The sequence below is a fragment of the Aquirufa rosea genome, assembly GCF_004118285.1.
Lineage (GTDB): Bacteria > Bacteroidota > Bacteroidia > Cytophagales > Spirosomataceae > Aquirufa > Aquirufa rosea.
On the sequence record NZ_SDHY01000002.1, the window covers coordinates 234,394 to 254,866 of the forward strand.

19 protein-coding genes and 1 riboswitch are annotated in these 20,473 nt (G+C 39.7%); of the genes, 9 read left to right on the forward strand and 10 right to left on the reverse strand.

The window, feature by feature from the left end; translation table 11 throughout:
• Positions 1-34: 34 nt before the first annotated feature.
• The 4 genes from ESB04_RS04005 to yidD form a co-directional block, all read right to left on the reverse strand.
• Positions 35-1,993, reverse strand: coding sequence for a M1 family metallopeptidase (locus ESB04_RS04005; RefSeq protein WP_129026432.1), 1,959 nt, complete (start codon positions 1,991-1,993; stop codon positions 35-37).
• A 15-nt stretch (positions 1,994-2,008) separates the two neighbouring features.
• On the reverse strand, positions 2,009-3,790 hold the full coding sequence (locus ESB04_RS04010; RefSeq protein ID WP_129026433.1) for an acyl-CoA dehydrogenase: 1,782 nt from the start codon (positions 3,788-3,790) through the stop codon (positions 2,009-2,011).
• A gap of 198 nt (positions 3,791-3,988) precedes the next feature.
• On the reverse strand, positions 3,989-7,294 hold the full coding sequence (locus ESB04_RS04015) for a VCBS repeat-containing protein (RefSeq protein WP_129026434.1): 3,306 nt from the start codon (positions 7,292-7,294) through the stop codon (positions 3,989-3,991).
• Positions 7,295-7,322: 28 nt separating this feature from the next.
• Entirely contained in the window at positions 7,323-7,520 is a 198-nt protein-coding gene (yidD, locus tag ESB04_RS04020; RefSeq protein ID WP_205749469.1) for a membrane protein insertion efficiency factor YidD, read from the reverse strand.
• Between the two features lie 154 nt (positions 7,521-7,674).
• Between yidD and ESB04_RS04025 the strand changes: the two genes are divergently transcribed.
• Positions 7,675-8,904: a serine hydrolase domain-containing protein gene (locus tag ESB04_RS04025; RefSeq protein WP_129026435.1), complete on the forward strand. Its 1,230-nt coding sequence runs from the start codon at positions 7,675-7,677 to the stop codon at positions 8,902-8,904.
• Positions 8,905-8,919: 15 nt separating this feature from the next.
• A complete protein-coding gene (locus ESB04_RS04030) occupies positions 8,920-9,429 on the forward strand; it encodes a nuclear transport factor 2 family protein (protein WP_129026436.1) in 510 nt (169 codons plus the stop codon).
• 71 nt (positions 9,430-9,500) lie between these two features.
• On the opposite strand, the gene ESB04_RS04035 is transcribed toward ESB04_RS04030, so the two are convergent.
• Together ESB04_RS04035 and ESB04_RS04040 are read right to left on the reverse strand one after the other, a co-directional pair.
• On the reverse strand, positions 9,501-10,331 hold the full coding sequence (locus tag ESB04_RS04035) for an inositol oxygenase family protein (protein WP_129026437.1): 831 nt from the start codon (positions 10,329-10,331) through the stop codon (positions 9,501-9,503).
• Between the two features lie 55 nt (positions 10,332-10,386).
• Positions 10,387-10,857, reverse strand: a complete 471-nt coding sequence (locus tag ESB04_RS04040) for a DUF3592 domain-containing protein (protein ID WP_129026438.1) — start codon at positions 10,855-10,857, stop codon at positions 10,387-10,389.
• Between the two features lie 307 nt (positions 10,858-11,164).
• Here ESB04_RS04040 and ESB04_RS04045 point away from each other — a divergent pair, with 307 nt between their 5' ends.
• Positions 11,165-12,358: a nucleoside permease gene (locus ESB04_RS04045; RefSeq protein WP_129026439.1), complete on the forward strand. Its 1,194-nt coding sequence runs from the start codon at positions 11,165-11,167 to the stop codon at positions 12,356-12,358.
• Here the strand turns inward: ESB04_RS04045 and ESB04_RS04050 are convergent.
• Both ESB04_RS04050 and ESB04_RS04055 read right to left on the reverse strand, forming a co-directional pair.
• Positions 12,355-13,152 carry an SDR family oxidoreductase gene (locus tag ESB04_RS04050; protein WP_129026440.1) on the reverse strand — a complete coding sequence of 266 codons (798 nt, stop codon included), beginning with the start codon at positions 13,150-13,152 and terminating at the stop codon, positions 12,355-12,357. The genes ESB04_RS04045 and ESB04_RS04050 overlap by 4 nt on opposite strands.
• 2 nt (positions 13,153-13,154) lie before the next feature.
• Positions 13,155-14,249, reverse strand: coding sequence for a homoserine O-acetyltransferase family protein (locus ESB04_RS04055; protein WP_129026441.1), 1,095 nt, complete (start codon positions 14,247-14,249; stop codon positions 13,155-13,157).
• Positions 14,250-14,257: 8 nt separating this feature from the next.
• A riboswitch (SAM riboswitch) is annotated at positions 14,258-14,370 on the reverse strand.
• 433 nt (positions 14,371-14,803) lie between these two features.
• On the opposite strand from ESB04_RS04055, the gene ESB04_RS04060 reads away from it, so the two are divergent.
• The 6 genes from ESB04_RS04060 to ESB04_RS04085 all read left to right on the forward strand — a co-directional run bounded on the left by ESB04_RS04060 (position 14,804) and on the right by ESB04_RS04085 (position 18,212).
• Positions 14,804-15,163, forward strand: a complete 360-nt coding sequence (locus ESB04_RS04060; protein ID WP_129026442.1) for a hypothetical protein — start codon at positions 14,804-14,806, stop codon at positions 15,161-15,163.
• 102 nt (positions 15,164-15,265) lie between these two features.
• Entirely contained in the window at positions 15,266-16,327 is a 1,062-nt protein-coding gene (gene atpB / locus ESB04_RS04065) for a F0F1 ATP synthase subunit A (protein ID WP_129026443.1), read from the forward strand.
• Between the two features lie 38 nt (positions 16,328-16,365).
• Positions 16,366-16,611, forward strand: a complete 246-nt coding sequence (atpE, locus tag ESB04_RS04070) for an ATP synthase F0 subunit C (protein WP_129026444.1) — start codon at positions 16,366-16,368, stop codon at positions 16,609-16,611.
• A 126-nt stretch (positions 16,612-16,737) separates the two neighbouring features.
• A complete protein-coding gene (gene atpF, locus ESB04_RS04075) occupies positions 16,738-17,232 on the forward strand; it encodes a F0F1 ATP synthase subunit B (RefSeq protein ID WP_129026445.1) in 495 nt (164 codons plus the stop codon).
• 25 nt (positions 17,233-17,257) lie between these two features.
• Complete coding sequence (atpH, locus tag ESB04_RS04080) at positions 17,258-17,794, forward strand: ATP synthase F1 subunit delta (RefSeq protein ID WP_129026446.1); 537 nt, start codon at positions 17,258-17,260, stop codon at positions 17,792-17,794.
• A gap of 43 nt (positions 17,795-17,837) precedes the next feature.
• Entirely contained in the window at positions 17,838-18,212 is a 375-nt protein-coding gene (locus tag ESB04_RS04085) for a DUF423 domain-containing protein (RefSeq protein WP_129026447.1), read from the forward strand.
• Here the strand turns inward: ESB04_RS04085 and ESB04_RS04090 are convergent.
• Complete coding sequence (locus ESB04_RS04090) at positions 18,209-19,231, reverse strand: hypothetical protein (RefSeq protein WP_129026448.1); 1,023 nt, start codon at positions 19,229-19,231, stop codon at positions 18,209-18,211. The genes ESB04_RS04085 and ESB04_RS04090 overlap by 4 nt on opposite strands.
• Positions 19,231-20,466 (reverse strand): MFS transporter, encoded by a 1,236-nt coding sequence (locus ESB04_RS04095; protein WP_129026449.1) that lies wholly within the window; start codon positions 20,464-20,466, stop codon positions 19,231-19,233. The genes ESB04_RS04090 and ESB04_RS04095 overlap by 1 nt, the downstream gene beginning before the upstream one ends.
• Positions 20,467-20,473 lie beyond the last annotated feature (7 nt).

A 20,473-nucleotide genomic window follows, 5' to 3' on the forward strand; every position in this document is an offset into this window, starting at 1 on the left:
AAAACGTTTATAAAAAAACCGATTAATTCACCGATTAATTGCCTTTAGGCGCTCGGTAAGCAAAAGGTTTCCAGGTATTATTTTGTGAATTAATGTCTGGGAAAACATGATCTGGATCTATCGTCACAGACTTAATCGGTAAAGTCGTATTGGTTTTAAATTCCCAAGTTCCGCCTCTTTGCCAAATTTCTACCGGGAAGGTATAGCGCTCCTTTTTACCATCAGCCAACTCCACTTCAACGATACCCGGCATAATCATCTTATCTAAATTTTTAATCGTAATGATGGCTCCATTGGCAGGGTTTTGGTCGATGTAAACCACTTCACTGACACTTTGATCCAATTTCCACAATTCAAAAAACCATTGTTTCCAAAACCAACCTAAATCCTCCCCAGCACCATCTTCCATGGCATGGAAAAAGTCATAAGGCGTAGGATGCTTGAATGCCCAATTTTTAATGTAATTTTTGAAAGCAAAATCAAAACGATCTGGCCCTAAAATATGCTCACGCAAAATCTTTAATCCAAAACCAGGTTTGTTATAAGCTTCCCAGCCTAAATTTCTAGGTTGAACCACGTCCGGAATCGTCATAATAGGATCCGCCGTCTCCCTAAACATAGGTTTAGCAATTTGATGCATATCAAACTTCCTATTTTTATACTCCCCATTGTTAAAGGCATCAGTCGAATAGAAATTGATGAAGGTATTAAATCCTTCATCCATCCATGGGAATTTACGCTCGTTGGTTCCCACAATCATCGGAAACCAGTTGTGTCCAAACTCATGGTCAGTAACTCCCCACAAAGCGGCTGTTTGATCTTTAAAACCACAAAATATGATTCCAGGATATTCCATACCAGACACAATTCCCGCTACGTTAGTGGCAGTTGGGTAGGTATACTCATATAGCCATTTAGAATAGTACTCAATGGAAGCCTTCACGTATTCCGTCGATCTTGCCCAAGAATTCTTCCCGTCAGATTCTACCGGATAAACAGAAACTGCCATGGACTTTTTACCACTAGGTAAATTAATTTTGGCAGCATCCATGATAAAGGATTTGGAAGTGGCAAATGCCACATCACGTGCATTTAAACATTTAAACTTCCATGTCAAACGATCCTTAGCTGGTCGAGATGCAGGATTGGTCACTTCATCTGCCCCACGAATAATCACTGTGGTTTCTGAGTTGGCTGCCGAATTCCAACGCTTTAATTGCTCGGCAGTAAATACCTCAGAAGGGTTAATAAGTTCCCCGGAACCCACAACAATATGCGAAGCAGGCACATTGATGGAATATTCAAAATTGCCATATTCCAAATAAAATTCACCTGCCCCTAAATAGGGCAATACGTTCCATCCCTCGATATCATCATACACACACATACGAGGGAACCATTGGGCCACCTGGAATATCATGCCATTCTTTGTGTCCTGCAATCCCATGCGGTCAGAGGCATTTTGTGGAGAAGTAAATGAATAGACAATTTTAATCTTAGCAATACCTGTTTTTTCAGGCATAGCTTGCGCCAGACGAATCTGCATGCGGGTATCCTCCACGATAAATGGTGTCGCTTTCCCATCTACCCATACACTTTCTATCTTGTAACCTCCATCAAAACCTACGTTGCCAAAGCGCCCGCCAGAGATAGGAGTTGTTTTCCCTCCTCTTGACTGCGTATTGAAAGAATTCTGATCTAATTGCAACCAAAGAAAATTCAGCTTATCTGGGGAATTATTTTTGTAGGTAATCTCTACCTCACCAGAAATCTTTCTTGCCTCCTCATCTAAAGTTGCCAGAATCTTATAATCGGCTGAATTTTGCCAATAAGATGGGCCGGGAATTCCCGTTCCTGAGCGGTAAGGGGAATTTGACTGGTAGTTCCAAAGAGGATGGAACAAATCATAAGCACTATAAGAAGATTTCGTTTGTGCCCATGCAGTCCATGAGCAAGTCGATAATAGGAATGTTAAAACGAATAGTTTTTTCATATTTTTCATAGATTCTTAGGACTCAAATACGGTTAATACTTCTGTATCTAATAAGCGCTTATTTAAACCTAGCGCCTTAGGAACTTCATAGTGATAGAAGAATTTCATCGTATGTAATTTATCCTCATAAAATTCCTTTTCTGCCGCAGCCAAGGACTTGTCTAATGCCTGAGATGCTGCTGTTCCTTGCTTTAACCATTGCCAAGCCACTACCACCAAGCCAAATAATTCCATATATAAAGTGGAATCAGCTAGGAACTCTTCGGCCTTTCCTTCCGCCGCTATTTTTAATTTATGCTGGGTTACCTTAGCTAGTTTGGCCACTTCTTGCTCTAATTCTTCCGCATAGCGTTGAATCGCGGGTTGCTGTTTTGCCGAACTAATATCTTTTTGAATCAAATCCACCAAAAGCTTCAAGGCTTTACCTTGATTAGCTGGCACTTCTCTTCCCAACAAGGTTAAACCATGTATACCTGTAGTACCTTCATAGATGGACATAATCCGTACATCGCGAGCCATTTGCTCTAGTGGAAAGTCCTCGGTATAGCCATAACCACCTAATACTTGAACACCCTGATTTACGGCTTGTAGACCCATTTCAGCGGGATATGTTTTTGCTACAGGCGTCATTAAATTTAATAGTGTATGGTAATTGGAGGCCTCTTCGCCATTGAGGCATTTGGAATAATCCTCCCAAATAAAACATTGGAACAATAATCCCATGGCACCTTCCACAATGGCCTTTTGGAAGTACAACATACGCTGCACATCTGGGTGGTTCTTGATTAAAGTAGGTGGAGTCTCCGGATCTTTATTGCTTAACTTACGCCCCTGAGAACGCTCATGGGCATACTGCTTGGAGAAATGATACGCTGCCGATGCTATGTAAGCTCCTCCCATACCCACTCCTAAACGAGCCTCATTCATCATTTGGAACATGTAGGCTAATCCTTTATTAGGCTCACCTACTAAGTAGCCGATGGAATCACCTTTATCTCCAAAAGATAAATGCAAGGCTGGCGTTCCCTTTTGACCCATTTTATGATATAGACCCAAGGATACTACTTCATTGGAAACCCATTGCCCATTTTCTTTCCTGCGCTTGGGAACTACAAAAAGTGAAATTCCCTTAGTTCCTTTTGGTGCTCCCTCCAAACGCGCCAGCACCAAGTGAATGATATTTTCAGAGAAATGATTATCACCTCCTGATATAAAAATCTTTTGTCCTTTGATGGAATAAGTCCCATTTCCTAAATCCTTCGCTTGGGTAGAAACATCGTTCAAGGAACTTCCTGCCTGCGGCTCTGTCAAACACATGGTGCCTGTCCATTTGCCATTCAGCATATTAGGAACATAGGCTTGTTTCAATTCTTCTGAACCAAAGGAAGCAATCAAGTGTGCAGCTCCGTTGGTTAAACCCGTAAACATGACGATGGAATTACTCGCTGCCCCACGGATGAACTCATGGGCTCCAGCTACAGTACTTGGCAATTGCTGCCCCCCTTTTTCATAAGAAAATGTCACCCCTATCATACCTGATTCCCCCATTTCCTTCACATAAGCTTCCGTAGAGGGATGTACGTGCACCGTGCCATCAATCAATTCGGCAGGCTTTCTATCTGTATCTACAAAATGTGGCCGCAAATAACGCTCGGCAATGGATTCCGCAGAATCCAGCACCATGTCAAACATATCTGGAGTATAATCTGCGAAATAAGGGTAAGAACACAATGAACCGTAGTCCAATACTTCTTTCAAAATAAAGTCGAGATTCCGACGATCATATTCTTTTGCCATATTGCTAAAAATTAGGAATCCAAAAATGCAGAAAAAAAATATATTATGCAAGCATACTATTTCTGAATTTAAAATAGAAGAATTCCGATAAGCCCAATGGTTGTTTTTTAGCAATTTATAATATCCCTTTGATATTCAAATTGATGGATTCCGGTAAAATGAGGATTGATCAATGAATAAATAAATTCTTGGCTGGACTTACTTGTTCCAAAGAAATAACTGAGCGGGGGCATTGTTTTTGGCCAAAACGAGCAAGGTTCCTTGCTTGGCCGATTTAACTTTAGCCATGCCTCTGACTTGACCCAAGGTCTTAAAACCTGAATCTTTAGATTTCATGGCCTCAAATTTTCCTTTCCCTTTGCCCAATAGCAAGAGGCCATAACTGGCATCCAACCTGCCCCATTCAGGTAAGTTGTCAAAGAAATTTCCAGCCAATAAAATATCCAGCTGTCCATCTTGATTAAAATCTCCCGTCTCGATTGCCCTCACTGGGGAAAATTGGGCCTCTACAGGCATAGGTACTAGCCTGAATTTTCCTTTACCGTCGTTAATCATAAAGGATGATTCGGTGCTTGTTATTTGTTTGCTAATCATATCTTGACGCTGATCTGCATCAAACAAATCTTCTATGGTTTTATTGGCGTAATCCTTATACTTGATAAATTTCTTCTTAATGGAAGGCAAAGCACGCTGAATTTCTCCCTTTAGTACCATTGGGTAGGTATTCCCATCCTCGGTAACGCATGATATAATTTGTTCATAGGTTCCATTTTTGTCGAAATCATTCACATGCAAATAGGCCGGATGCTGAACGGAAGCCTTAATCTTGGAATTCAGACCTAGATTCCCCAAAATCAAATCCTGGTCACCATCTCCATCCAGATCAGCTACCTTGATGGTATTCCATAAACCGGCAGAGCCAGCTATATCAGTTTGCAAAGCCAATTGTTTTCCCCGAATGTTTTTAAATACTTGGATGGGACCCCAATCCTGGGCGATAACCAAATCTAACCATTGGTCTGCGTCCACATCCACCCAGGCGGCATCCGTCACCATACCCATTTCTTTCAATTGGGGCATAATCTTGCTACCTGAATTGCTGAAAGCCCCTCTTCCGTCATTCAAAAACAAATGACTAGTGGGATTTAAGCCATACTTGGTGGAAATTAAGCGCGACCCGACAAACAAATCCAAATCTCCGTCCTGATCAAAATCCCCCACGGCTACGGATGATCCATTCTCAAAAATGGAGGGAAATCTGTTATCTCGTTTAAATTGGCCTTTGCCATCGTTCATATAAAGTACATCACGTAATTCAGGTGCTTGAATAGGAAATTCATTACTTCCTGTCACGACAAACAAATCCAGATCACCATCCTTATCGGCATCGAAAAACAAAGCATCTGTATTCTCTGATGCCTTATCCAATACAAAATCAGCTTGCTTAGATTCTTTAAAAGCACCTGTAGGCAACTGAACAAACAATTTTTTCTCTTGTCCTGCTGCACCTCCCAAATAGATATCATCTAAGCCGTCCCCATTGACATCACCTACCGCCAAAGCAGGCCCCAAAGTAGAATATTTTTGCTTCAATAATACATCGCGGTCATAATCATTGAACACACTTTCTTGATGCTGGTAATTCAATTTTCCTGCACTTACATCGGTAAATAATCTTTCCTGTTTTTCGGGTTGCTGCATCCATTTTCCCTGAGCTGATGCTTGATCCAATTCCAACAATTGGTCTATTTTAGGCTGTTTAATCACTTGATAGCTATCATCTGGCCAAACGATTTTCAAGGAGTCTACCTTGACTTCATTCCCCAATCCAAAAATCAATTGATGATCACAGGAAGACTGAAAACCACGATTGGGCATTTGCTGTAAGACCTGAATCTTACCTGCTTGATACATGGTGAGGGTGGCTCCTATTCCATGAATATTTTTAGCTTTCCCCTTCAAGGAAATACGCAAATAATGATGCTTTAAATTCTCCGAGGTCTTATTCTTAAATACTGACAGTGGAGCATTCACATTATTGACCACCAAATCTACATCCCCGTCATTGTCCAAATCCCCATAAGCCGAGCCATTGGAAAAACCAGGCCCCTCCAATCCCCAAGCTTTAACCTGATTGACAAACTTTAAATTGCCTTGATTCTGAAAGGCATAATTGGGAATAGGGACAGAAGATATTTTATCCGTAAATTCCTTGTAATCAAACTTCTTTCCATTGAGCATTTGCTGCATGGTATTTCTATCTCCCAAGAAATCCACAAAATCCTGATCCGTCAAATCCTTGGCAATGCCATTGGCCACAAAAATATCCTTCTTGCCATCATTGTCCATGTCAAATATCAGGGCTCCCCAACTCCAGTCGGTGGCATGAACACCTGCCAACTGCCCCACTTCACTAAAGGTCCCATCTCCATTGTTGAGATGCAGGTTGTTTCTCATGTATTGATACCAAAAACCTTGTTTCAGTTTCAATTCCATCAAGTTATGCCCTTCAAAAACACTGGTGGTTTTCAATCGCATATCATCACCCGGAAGCATGTCAGTTACAAAAATATCCAGGTTACCGTCATCGTTGATATCTGCCACATCAGCCCCCATAGAACTCATGCTGATATGAGGCATGGACTTTTCCAAGTCCTCTTTAAATGTCCCATTTTGCTGGTTGATGTAAAGGTAATCCCTCTCATGAAAGTCATTGGAAATATAGATATCTGGCCAATTATCATGATTGACATCGCCAATGGTAATACCAAGTCCAAAGCCTATCAAACTCCCATAAATACCTGCCTGCTCTGATACGTCTGAAAACTGTATTTTTGATCCCTGACTATCATTTCTAAAAAGCTTGTCCCCACCCAATTTATCTCGCTGTTCGCGGAAATTCATGTAGCCCAATTTACCCACAGAAATAAAGCTGTTATTAAGTAAGTACATATCCAAATCCCCATCACGGTCATAATCAAAAAATGCCGCATGGGTAGAATAGCCTCCATCGACCAATCCGGCCTCCTGGGCTATTTCCTTAAAGTGAGGAACTCCATTTGTAATGCCTTGATTTAAATATAATTGATTCCCTCGCTGGTCTCTGGATCCCGAATTACAGACATAAATATCCATGAGTCCATCTGCATTTACATCTGCAAAAGTTACTCCGGTAGACCAAAATTTTTTACTAGTAATTCCTGCCTGTTGAGAAATATCCTCAAACTGCATTTGTCCCTTATTCAGGTATAATTTATTATCCTCAAAATTGGAGGTCACAAACAAGTCCGAAAGGCCATCGTTATTTACATCGCCTATGGCAACTCCGCCTCCATTGTAAAAATTTCTGTAATTAAAAATATTGAAACTTTCAGTATCTAAGCTACGGTTGACAAAATCAATTCCCGTGGCTGAGGCTGGCAATTCCTCAAACAAGGTATCTTGATTTTTGGTGCAAGATTCGAGGGACAAAAAAATAAGAAACAAGCCTAGAATGCGATACATAAATCTACAGACAATACCTTTTTAAATCCTATGGAACTGGATCATATCCACTTCCTCCCCAGGGATGACAACGTGAAATCCTTTTAGCGGCAAGTTTAGTTCCTTTCCAAATTCCATACTTGATCAAAGCCTGCTTAGCATATTCAGAACAAGTGGGGCTGTACCGACAGGCATTGGGTAAAAATGGGGAAATCATTCCTTGATACATGCGAAGCAGTAACAACATGAAATACTTGATCAGATTCGAAATTATTCCCATTTGATTAAATGATACACCAAATTACGCCTTTTTCATTCAATTTTATAGGTTTTTATACGATTTGAGTTGAATTAACTGCACATTTCTACTATATTGTGTAGCATAAAAAGACATTACATTCATGAAATTGAATCTTCCTAAATCCATCTTTTTATTCGCCCTAAGTGCATTTATTGGGATAGTGTCTTGTTCTCATCAACCCGGACACCTGTTTGAGTTCAGTTCTGCCGCAGAAAAAAGAAATGATAGCATAGCTGCCTTATATAACCCAACAGTGGCTCAACAGAAGGCTGTTAAGTTAGATACCTTCTTTCAAAAGCTTCATTCCAAAACAGGTTTTAATGGAGTAGTGCTCATTTCTCAATACGGAAAAATTATCTATAAGAAAGCATTTGGATTTGCCAATTACTTCACGAAAAACCCCTTAACCACACAGACTCACTTTCAGTTGGCTTCAGTTTCCAAGCAGTTTACTGCCGTGGCCATCATGCAACTGAAAGAGAAAAACTTATTGAATTACGATGACCCTATTTACAAGCATATTCCGAACTTCCCCTATGATTCTAGCATCACTATACGTAGCTTGTTGACCCACCGATCGGGTTTACCCAATTATGCTTATTGTTTAGATAAATATTACGACAAAAAAAATCCGCTTACTAACAAGATGGTGGTAGATATGATGATTCGTTTTAAACCGAGGATTGATTATCGACCGAATGCGAAGTTTAGTTACAACAATACGAACTATTTACTTCTAGCACATATTGTAGAACGTTTAAGCGGGGAGGATTTCCGAGCCTATTTAAAAAAGCACATTTTTGAGCCAGCAGGTATGAGTAATACCTTTGTATATGACCCTCTACATCCAGAGATGTTAAAAACAGCAGCCACTGGATATTCTCCAAGGCGCGGCCAACCAGCAGTCGTGGGCTTTGATCATTTGGATGGAGTGGTTGGTGACAAAGGAATTTATTCCACGGTAGAAGACATGCACCGCTGGGATATGGCCTTAAATGACGAATCTATTGTAAAATTTAATACCTTAGAGGAGGCATTTTCACCTCAGCATCGTACACCAAACATCTTGCCGAAGAACTATGGGTTTGGTTGGCGTTTAACTCAATTGGATAATGGAGAATGGTTAACATACCACACAGGTTGGTGGCATGGTTTTAAAAATTATTATTTGCACAATGCCAAGGACAATTCGGCCATCATCATTTTAGGTAATATGGCCAATCATTCTTTGGGTAGAGTAAATATCGTGCAATCAATCCTTTACCCAGAAAAAACAGCCTTATTTATGAAAGGTGAAGCGCTTCCCATGGAATTTACAGGAGGAATATAATTTAATATAATTGATATGAAACTCAAAACTACTTTAATCACCTGTTTGGCCTTCCTGTGTTTAAGCACGATGGTATGGGCTCAAGATGATGATGCCATCAAAAGCACCGTCAATGCCTATTTGGACGGTATCACAAAAGGTGATACGGCTTTATTGGGAAAGGCCTTCCATCCCACGGCTATTTTGCGCACATTTAATAATAACACCGGAAAGATTCAAGATTTCCCTGTTAGAAACTTTATTAGAAATACGCCAGCGGGTGGAGCCAAAGCTAGCACTAAATTAATTTCCTATGCCTATGCAGGAATTTCTGCCACGGCTACGGTAGAATTAGAATTCCAAGATTTCAAGTACATCGACTTATTGAGCTTGTTGAAAGTGAATGATGAATGGAAAATCGTTTGCCGAGTGTTTAGTCGAGTAGACAACGATGTTCAACTTAAAAGTTCTGCAGGAGCAAGCACCAAGGCCCCTGCAGCTGCTGGCAAGAAAGTGGTTAAGCCTAAAAAAGATGATGGCTGGTAAAATGCCAAAAATGTGTACAAATAAAAAGGGTCTGACAATGTCAGACCCTTTTTTATGATGTTTAGGTATTCCTACCAGTAAATTGGACCCTTGCCTAAATACTTTTCTACGATTGGCTCGTAATAAGGTTTTAACTCTTGGTAATCTGGAACCTTAGGAGATTTGGTATACAAATCATATTTATTGAAGTCTTTAATCCATTCTAAATATTTTTCGTCCTCAGCATTCATAAACTGCTTATACGCACCACCTGTATGCCATGGGTAGAATGAATGGTAACGAATCATGACCATACCCTCGTGAGGAATTTTATTGTCTTTATGATTTTTCAAAACTTGGTACAGATACTCATCATGTCCCCAAGCCAACTCCAAATTATCTAATCCACAACCAGGAGAATAAATACCTAAATCTGTATTGTATAAATCCACTAAAGAATCTGGATTCAAAGAATTAAATTCTGGATAAACACATGAATCTGGGAATTTGCATCCAACGGCAAATACATCACCTACTAAACCCCACTGCTCTGCTTGAGAAGTTCCGTCCTCATCGCTTCCGAATAGATACATCGCTTTTCCCAAATCATGAATTAAACCTACCAATTGCATCCAATCTGGACGTCCTTCGGCACGTAAACCCTCTGCTGTTTGCAATAGATGAATGACATTAGGAAGATTCAGGTCTGGATCACTTACGTCAACCAAAGCATTTAAACGCTCCATCATTTCCCATAAATCCATCGGACGCTCGAAAGTTAAATACTTCTTCTTCATCCTTTGAACATAATCGTAAGTCTGACGGGAACGCATCTTTCTGTAATGCTCCTTTACGGCAGCCGTAATGTCTCCTTGCTCATAATTTCTAAATTCGCTCTTCTCCTTGGCAATTGTAGTTTCCATAGTGCTATTCATAATTTGGTGACCCAAATTACAAACTAAGATGTTAAAAATAAAATTAGGGATGTATAACTGATAAAATTATTGCAGAGATTAACATAAGTAATCCAAGTATAAAAAATACGTTTGGGCTCAATACAGGCACAGATTGATCATTTAAAGAGGCCTCATAGGGTTTTTCAGACAAATAACGAACAGGAATTTCCTGACCAATCTCATAATTTTTCATAATGCCTCTTTCCGCTTCCCGACGGAACTCCAAGCCATTTACTTGATATGAAACAATAGGAAAATAAATAGGAAAACGACCGGCGTGATCACCACGGGCATATCTACGAGAAATTTCTACTACACGGCCATAGGTTAATTTACTGTGCTCTATCCATTCTTTACGCTTTTTGTAAAGTCGGCCACCTACTAGCAAAAGTACCAAAGCTATCAAAGTAAACAAGGCCATGAACAAGGTAGTTGACCCCTGAAAATTTCCCGTTGGCCTAGCTGAAATCAAAAAGATGAAGTTTAATTCCATTTGATAATGTACAATAAAATGTATTTTAAAGCTCGATTATTGGCCAAACTAACAATAAAAATGACTGAAAATCAAATACTTAGTCCTTCCGAAGCAAATGCCTTTCATTTCAATTTTTAAGCATTTTTTAGCCTTTTTTTATTCAAATTGAATTTCGAGGTTTAATTTTCTTGATTTGGAAGCAAAAAAATGAAAAATAGACCTTAGGGAAGTTTAAATTTATCTAAATCATGTCCAAAAAATATTTTTTAAAGGAGATAAAATTCATTCAAATTTGTATTTTTGGCACACTCAAAAACAGCTAACAATGAAAAACAGCACTCGAATCCAACTGATGGTAATGATGTTCCTTATGTTCTTTTCATGGGGGTCATGGTATGGTCAAATGAGTAAATACCTTTTAACCACGCTACATGCCACGGGAGATCAAGTAGGTAATGCCTACACTACCTTTTCCATTGCCTGCATTGTGGCTCCATTTTTTGTAGGTTTGATAGCTGACCGTTTTTTCTCCGCCCAAAAAGTCATGGGAGTTTTAAACATTTTAGGTGGAATTATTTTGTATTTCTTGAGTCAAAATAATGATCCTGAAACATTTTTCTGGTATATCCTGGCCTATACGCTTAGCTTTGCGCCCAACTTGGCTCTATCCAATTCGATTGCCATGAATCAAATGAACAATCCAGAGAAAGAGTTTCCGAGTATACGAGTAACGGGAACGGTGGCTTGGATAGTGGTAACCAACATCATCGGTTTTTTTGCCTTAGGAGATCAGGTTGCTATCTTCCAAATTTCCATGATTAGCTCGTTTATACTAGGTATATATGCTTTTTTCTTACCAGATACTCCACCTAAAGCTGATAAAAATGCTTCGATTGGACAAATCATTGGATTAGATGCTTTACAATTATTCAAGGATCGTTCTTTCTTGATATTCTTTATTTCTTCCATCTTGATTTGTATTCCATTGTCTTTTTATTATGCCATGGCCAATCCTTCCCTGACGGATTCTCACATGCAAAATGTGGAAAACAAAATGTCATTTGGGCAGGCTTCAGAGGTTATATTCATGCTGTTAATCCCTCTCGCCTTCAGTCGTTTGGGTGTCAAAAAAATGTTAATTGTTGGGCTTATTGCTTGGGTAATTCGTTTCCTTTGCTTTGGATATGGAGATGGTATTGACACAGAATGGATTTTATTTATTGGTATTATTTTACACGGGGTTTGCTATGATTTCTTCTTCGTCACTGGACAAATTTACACTGATCAAAAAGCGGGTGAGAAAGTAAAAAATGCTGCGCAGGGTTTAATTACCTTGGCTACTTATGGTGTTGGAATGGGGATTGGCTCAAAACTATCGGGTATTGTTTTAGACCACTATACAACTGATGGGGTGCATGATTGGCAAGCCGTTTGGATGGTTCCTGCGGCCATTGCAGGACTCGTTTTAGTATTGTTTATCTTATTCTTTAGCGATAAAAAGGATGAAAAACTAGCTTAGGTATTTTTAACTTTCCGAATCATCCAAAATAAGAGTAATGGACTGAGGCGCTTGACAAATAAACCAAGAGCCTCCAGTTTTCCACCGATAAAGAATTCTTTCTTTTTAGCAAATACTGCCTGAACTATACCTTGGGCGGTAACATCGGGATCTAAACCTTTGGCTTGATTGGGGTCCATTTTACCGTATGCCTCACCATCTTCATTCATAGCGTTTAAAGAAATATTGGTTTTGATATAACCGGGCAAAACGGTACAGACATGAATTCCCAAGTCTTGAGTTTCAGCACGAACAGCATCAAAAAATCCAATCAAGGCATGTTTTGATGCTGCATAGGCCCCTCTTCTGGGAGTACTGATACGCCCCGCAACCGAAGCTATAGGCACAAATATGCCTGAGGATTGCTTTTTAAATACCGGAAGTAATTTCTGAGTAAGTGCGACAATGGAGAAAAAATTGATTTCAAATAGAGTTCTATAAACTTCTAATTTTGTGTTTTCGACCATAGATCGCTGGCTGACACCGGCGTTTAAAACCATCACATCTATCCTTCCATAGCTAGCCAATACCTTTTCCAACATGGATTCATGAACTTCCAAATCTGTCATGTCAAAAGGCAAGACTAAAACTGAACCAGCTTGCTGAAGACAACCAGTGGCCACCCTCTGTAATTCAGACTCCCTTCTTGCAGACAAAACCAAATGAGCACCCTCTTCAGCGAAAGCTTTGGCTAAAGATTCACCAATGCCAGAAGAGGCACCAGTTATCCAAACAACTTGTTGGGAAAATTTCATGATTAAGAAGCGTAGAAGATTTGTTTACTCTCTAATTCTCGGAAAAAGTCAGCCATGGGATTAACCTCAAGGCGAAGCAACTTTTGCCAAAGCCGAATGGCCTTGGTCATCAAACCGCTTTCAATTAAAAACCCATCATGTCCATATAAGGAGTCAATGACTTGAAAAGAAGCCCCAGGTATATGTTTAGCTAAATATTCCTGCTCTACAATTGGGAAAAGAGCATCTGATTTAATTCCAATCACAAGGGTTCTAGCTTTAATAGATTTCAATGCTCTCACCACTCCCCCCCGATTTCTTCCCACATCCTGGGAGTCCATCATGTTGGACAACACATAATAGGAATAAGCATTGAATCTAGCTGCCAATTTCTCGCCTTGGTATCTTTGATAAGAAATAGCCCGCAAGGCTTCGCCCGTCGTATTTTCTTGTCGGGCTTGAGTTACCTGATAGGTTTCATAATTTCGATAGGAAATCAATGCTGTGGCACGTGCTGCCTTCATCCCCTCTATTCCAGCACGAGGCTGCGATTCCTTCCAAGTGGGATCCACTTCAATGGACATTCTTTGGGATTCATTGAAGGCAATCCCCCAAGGAGAATGCACGGCATTGGTTGCAATTAATATCAAGTTTTCAATTAAATCTGGTTGCATAATGGCCCATTCCAAGGCCTGTTGCCCACCCAAAGAACCTCCAATGCAGGTTTTGATTTTATTGATACCTAAATCCTTTCGGAGTAATTCGAAACTTTGAATCACATCCCGAATAGTCACATGCGGAAAGCTGTGGTAATAAGGTTCACCCGTCAGAGGATTAACAGATAACGGTCCTGTGGAACCATAATGTGAACCTAAAATATTGCAGCAGATGATAAAATGATTTTCGGGATTAAACAATTTACCCAATCCTACCAAACCTTGCCACCAATCAGATACTTCATAACTTCCGGTAAAGGCATGACATACCCAAACGACATTATCCTTTTGGGCATTTAATTTACCAAGGGTCTCATATGCTAGTTGGATAGAAGGTAGCTCCCCGCCCATTTCAAGGGCAAAAGATTGGGAAGAATGAAATACTTTGAACTCTGCTTGCATGTAACATTCGTTTATATTTCCCTAAACAGGCATTTGCCCGGGGTAGGAATTAGCACCTTAGTTTTTCAACTGGTTGCCAGAAGTTCATTGAGCCTAGTCTCTCCCTTCTTCTTTATAAATCAATGCTGCCTTTGAGATTGATTCTGGACTGCAAAGTAAAGAATGAAATAGAATAAATCCAAAAGCCAAGTAGAATTGTCAACTTGAATTCAGGTATTGGCAAATTAGGATGCTCTGGGGTTTATTTAGTTCGGATTCTTTTGGCGGAGGAAGTTCAGGAAGTAAGCACCCGGTGGGTAGTTCAGGTGATGTGGGTTGACGCAGTAGGTTTCAGGCAAGGGCGCGCGAAGGGGACAAGGCAGGGGGCGGACTGGGCAGGGGGCAGGGAAGATTTGTCAACTTTCAAAAAGTTGACAAATCTAAATCTAAATTACCTTTTCGAATCACCTCTTCTAATCTATTAATTGATAATTACTAACGAGAAGTTGATACTAGAGTAATTCTTTGTTTGAAGAGATACGATAATTATAAGACATAATGCAGATATTTGCACCATGCTTAAACTCATCAGCTTTTACGGGGGGCTAGGTCTCATACTTTGGGGAATACATCAAAGTAGCTGGGCTAGTTGGCTGCATCCAGATATAGCATTCATTTGGGCCTTTTTTTTCTTTTTGGCTTATTTTAGTCATGCATTGCATCAAATAGGTTGGAAAAATGATCGAGAAAAATTCATCCCATTTCACATGGCCTCTTTAGCCATACGTTTCATCGCAAGTCTATTGTTTATTGGTGTTTTTGGATATACAGGTACTCCAGAAATGATACTTTTTGTAGGCAATTTTTTTGTACTCTATTTATGTTGTACAAATTTTGAAATAATTGGTTTGCTTCGTAACTTGCGACGTTTTTAGAAAAGCCTTAGGTAAAAAGCCCCTAAAATTCTTTTCTACATCCAGCTAATCAGCGAATTAGCCCCATTAATCAAAGAAATTAAAGAAAAAGCGAGCATTAAGATGTCGGGTAAGTCCATTTTCAAAAAAGTGTATTTTTCAAATATAATCCTCGGATTATTCATTTCCCTTTTCAGTTTCTCCGCTTGGGCTAATGAGCCTGCTGCTGCAGAAGCTACTGAGCATGCTCCTCAACAAGAAGAGAAGTTTGATGCGGGTAAAATGATTTTACATCACATTGCGGATGAACATGAATGGCATTTTTTCACTATCGGTCATTTCCACGCCACTGTACCGCTCCCTTGCATCGTATATAGAGAATCAGCTGGTTTACAGGTATTTTCTTCTTCCAATTTCAAAAATGAGCACCACGAAGAGGTGTCCTACCAAGGCTTAAAATTAGAGCATGGTAAAATTCATGCGGAGAATGGAGAAAAAGTTTATGATATTTCCATCACTAAAAACGTAGCTTCTTTACTTATTTCGGCTGTTTTATTGTTGACCATATTCATTGGAATTGGTAAAACATACAAGGAAAATCCTCACCGCGCACCGAAAGGCATTCAATCTTTATTTGAGCCTATCATCATTTTTGTTCGCGATGAAATTGCCAAAAACAATATTGGAGAAAAACACTACCGCCGATTCATGCCTTATTTATTGACAGTATTCTTCTTTATCTGGTTCAATAATATGTTAGGTTTAATTCCTGGTGGAGCTAACGTAACGGGAAATATCGCCGTGACAGCTATTTTGGCCATCATTGCGTTCTTTGTTACCAACTTAAATGGCAAAGCCACTTATTGGACACACGTTTTTGCCATGCCAGGTGTTCCCAAATGGATGTTGATCATCATGACTCCCGTGGAGATCGTAGGTGTGTTCATGAAGCCATTTTCTCTCATGGTTCGTTTGTTTGCTAACATGACTGCGGGTCACATTATCCTATTGAGCTTAGTTTCCTTAATTTTCATTTTTGAAAATGCAGCGCTAGGAATTGCCGTGGTACCGTTCTCCTTATTTATGAACGTGATTGAATTGATTGTTGCTTTCATTCAAGCCTTTATCTTCACCATGTTGGTATCTACTTACATTGGTGCGGCTATTGAAGAGCATCATCACTAGAATTTGTATTTTAATTTTTATTCATAAACCCAATTAGTATGTCTCTTTTATCAATTTTAATGGAAGTTTCTGTAGGAACTGGTCTTGCAGGTGTTGGAGCTGGTTTAGCTGCCGTTGGTGCTGGTTTAGGTATCGGTAACATTGGTGGTTCTGCTATGGAATCTATCGCTCGTCAGCCAGAAGCATCCGGAAAAATCCAAGGTGCGATGTTGATCGTAGCTGCTTTCGTGGAGGCGGTTGCTCTTTTCGCTGCAGTAATTTGTTTATTGGTTACTTTAAAGTAATCTCAAACAGGGTCTGGCCTAGGGTTAGCCTAGGCATTTGATTCACCTAATTTCAAACGCAATTTGATCGCAATAGGCATCAAGTTGCGTTTTTAGAAGATTTTAACATCTTAATTATACACGAGTATGGAGTTAATCACCCCAGAGTTTGGACTTATTTTTTGGCAAGTTCTAGTATTTGGAATTTTGTTCTTTCTTCTAGCAAAATTTGCTTGGAAGCCTATTATTCAATCTTTGCATGAGCGTGAAGAGTCGATTGACCAAGCCATCAAACTTTCTGAAGAAACTAAGAAAGAAATGGCTGAGCTTAAAGCTGGAAACGAACAGTTATTAGTATCTGCCCGTGCTGAGCGTGATGCATTAATTAAGCAAGCGAAGGAATCTGCAGATGCCATGATTGCTCAAGCTAAGTTAGACGCTCAAGCAGCTGCCAATCAAGAAATTGAAAAAGCTCGGACGGCTTTTGAACAAGAGAAAGTAGCTGCAGTAGCTGCTATCCGTAAGGAAGCCGCTAGCCTATCGCTTGACCTAGCAGAGAAAGTATTAAAAAGCCAATTGAAAGACAAAGCTGCTCAGGAAAAATTAGTATCTGAGTGGATTGCTGATGTCACTTTAAAATAAGAAGCAACACCTTAAATTTGATCAAATGTCTGAGTTAATTGTTGCCCATCGTTACGCTAAATCTTTGCTAGATTTAGCCATTGAAAAGAAAGTGGTGGAAAATGTTTACCAAGATATGGTAAACTTCCGCGAAACTTGCAAGGGCAGTAAGGAATTGGTTTTAGCGTTTAGGAGCCCTATTATCAAACATGGAACTAAAATGACTATCCTGAGTAAATTATTCAAGGATAAATTCCATGAAGTATCTTACTCCATTTTCGAAATCATAACTCGTAAAAACAGAGAAGAATACTTACCCGCTATTGCAAAACAATTCATTGAATTATATACCAACTACAAAGGAATCCAGAAGGCAGAAGTTATTACTCCATCTGCTTTGACGGAGGAACAACGTAACAAAGTAATTGCCATTGTAAAAGAATATTCTGGAAAAGATGTGCAATTACAAGAATCCATCGATGAATCATTAATTGGAGGTTTCGTATTGCGAGTTGGCGACAAACAAGTAGACGATTCCATTCGAAGGAAACTCAACGATTTAAAAGTATCTTTCGCTTCATAACATCAAAAGCCTTGTCAAACAAGGCTTTTTTTATCTAATCCCGATGAAACGTTTTTGCCTATTAGCTGGATCTATCTTAGCCACCTTGTCCGTTGCCATTGGTGCTTTTGGTGCCCACGCATGGAAAACCTATCTCCTATCCACCCAACGATTGGAAACATTTGAAACGGCAGCTAGATATCAAATGTACGGCGCCTTGGCCCTGTTATTATTGGGGATTTGGCAGATAAACTCTGGAAATAAGTTTTTAAAGTGGGCTTCCTACCTCATCTTAGCTGGAAGCGTCATTTTTCCCGGTGCTTTGTATTTAATTTGCATTACTCAACAAAATATCTGGGGAGCAGTGGCACCATTGGGAGGACTAGCCTTTATGGCTGGATTTAGCTGCATGGCTATCGCAGCCTACCAAAAAGCCTAGTGGCGCATCACTAATTCTAAACTACTCCAAACTATTTCACCCATCGTTTTGCAATTCAAAAAACGATCATCATTATAATGCCTGGCCAAATCTAAGCGCAATTGCTCCACATTTTCCGTGGGAGCAATTTCATCCTTGGCCATCACAGTCATTAAATCATAGACCCGCTGGCTTTCTGACTTCAAACGACTAGCTATCATGGATCGCTCTTCAATTTGGTACTGCCAAACGGATTCTGGAGTCATGTATTTCATCCCCAATTCTACCAATCGATTGTTTTGCTTAAAATACTGAGGTAAATAAACTGAGCGTTTCCCCTCATAACATTGTTGGTCAAAATCAATAGGTCTTATGCGGTAATAAATATCGTCAAAATCAGGAGTGGTAATGACCACATAATTGGTACTATGCATGTCTCCTAATAATTGTACCAAACAGCGCTCATTAAACTTAACAAATTCCTTAGCTAAGCGAATGGGTGATTCCAAATCATTCTCTAAATCTTGTTTGAGAAAAACATCCCCTGGAACACCTGCAATATGCTCCTCTACCAAGGTATTATCATAAGTCACATAGTTGATTCGATTGGGAGAAAGAATATGCTCCAATTCTAAACCATACACCCGTGAGGCATCCGCTATTTTGATATAGAAATAATCAAAAATATCATTTACCTTATTCACTATACGTATTCTAAAAGGATGCGTATTCCCATACGTACAATAGTCCACCCGATCAATCACCAAGTGCTTAATAACCCCTTCATTCCCATCTGTCTTTAAATCAGCATAAATATTTTTTAGAGACTCATGTACTTCCTCTTGATCTGCCTGCGAATAAAAAACTGTTTCCCAAAGGGTGTCGTTCCCATTTTTGTCATATAAGGTTATAGCATTATCATAGCGCAATAAATCCTGGTAACTGATATTCATCGCATGCTCACGACCATACTTGTGCAAGTAGCGCCTCAGCTGATGATTTATCCGATATAGGTTTTTCTTACGTGATATTAATGCCATTATTCTTCTATAAAATCCAATGACTTACCAAAGGTCTCTTTCAACTGACTTACTGACCAAATCGCCGCAGCAAAACATAATACTCCTACCAAAGCGGCTGCATGAACCATACCTACTGAAGGTATCAAAAATTTAAATAGTAAACTGATGGGAATCAAAGCTCCACGCACAAAATTGGGTACGGTGGTCGTCACCGTCATCCGCAAATTCGTGCCAAATTGTTCGGAAGAACTGGTCAAAAATACCGCCCAGTAGCCTCCAAAAAATCCCAAAAGTGTAATCATAACATTGCCATAAACTACCGAAATATCCGACATCGCATACAAGAAATAAATGGTTAATACCCAAGCAATGAGTAGATAGATCATCACGGCTTTATTCCTACTTTGTAAGAACTGACTCAAATATCCACTCGCAAAATCACCCACCGATAGGCCCAAATAACAATACATAATGGCATCTCCTCCTGTAATAACCCCCTTTAAACCCATGCCCTGCAAAAGTTCCGGGGATGAAAAGACTAATATCCCAATGATGTACCAAATAGGTAAACCCATTAAAATACAGTACAAATACTTTTTAAAAATCTTCCCATGCGAAAACAATTGAAAGAAATTACCCCGCTTGACATCCTTCTCCAAATCCAAAAACATTCCCGACTCAAAGGTCCCCAATCGCAATAATAACAAGGCTAAACCCATTCCTCCTCCTATGTAATAACAGGTTCTCCACCACTCTGGATCTGAACTAAAATTAGAAACGATAGGCGCAAAAATGGCCCCAGAGGCACCCACTCCCGCAATAATCAAGGTACCAATTCCACGCTTAGAGGCAGGTAAGGTCTCATTCACTAAAGTTATTCCAGCACCTAATTCCCCTGCTAAACCAATCCCCGCCAGAAACCTTAGCCAGGCATAAGTATCTAAATCATGAACTAATCCATTTAAAGCATTGGCCAAAGAATACAAAAGAATAGAGCCAAACAAAACCGATTTACGACCTTTTTTATCTCCATAAATACCCCATAAAATTCCACCTAGCAACATTCCTCCCATTTGAATATTCATCAAAGTAAGGCCTTGATTGAGTAATTCAGGACCTGAAAGACCCAAACTTTTTAAACTGGGATTACGGACAACAGAAAATAGGATTAAATCATATACATCCACAAAATAGCCTAGCGCGGCTACGGCAATCAATAGTTTGACTTTTGAGCTTAGTTTTTCTTCAATCATAGGTTTA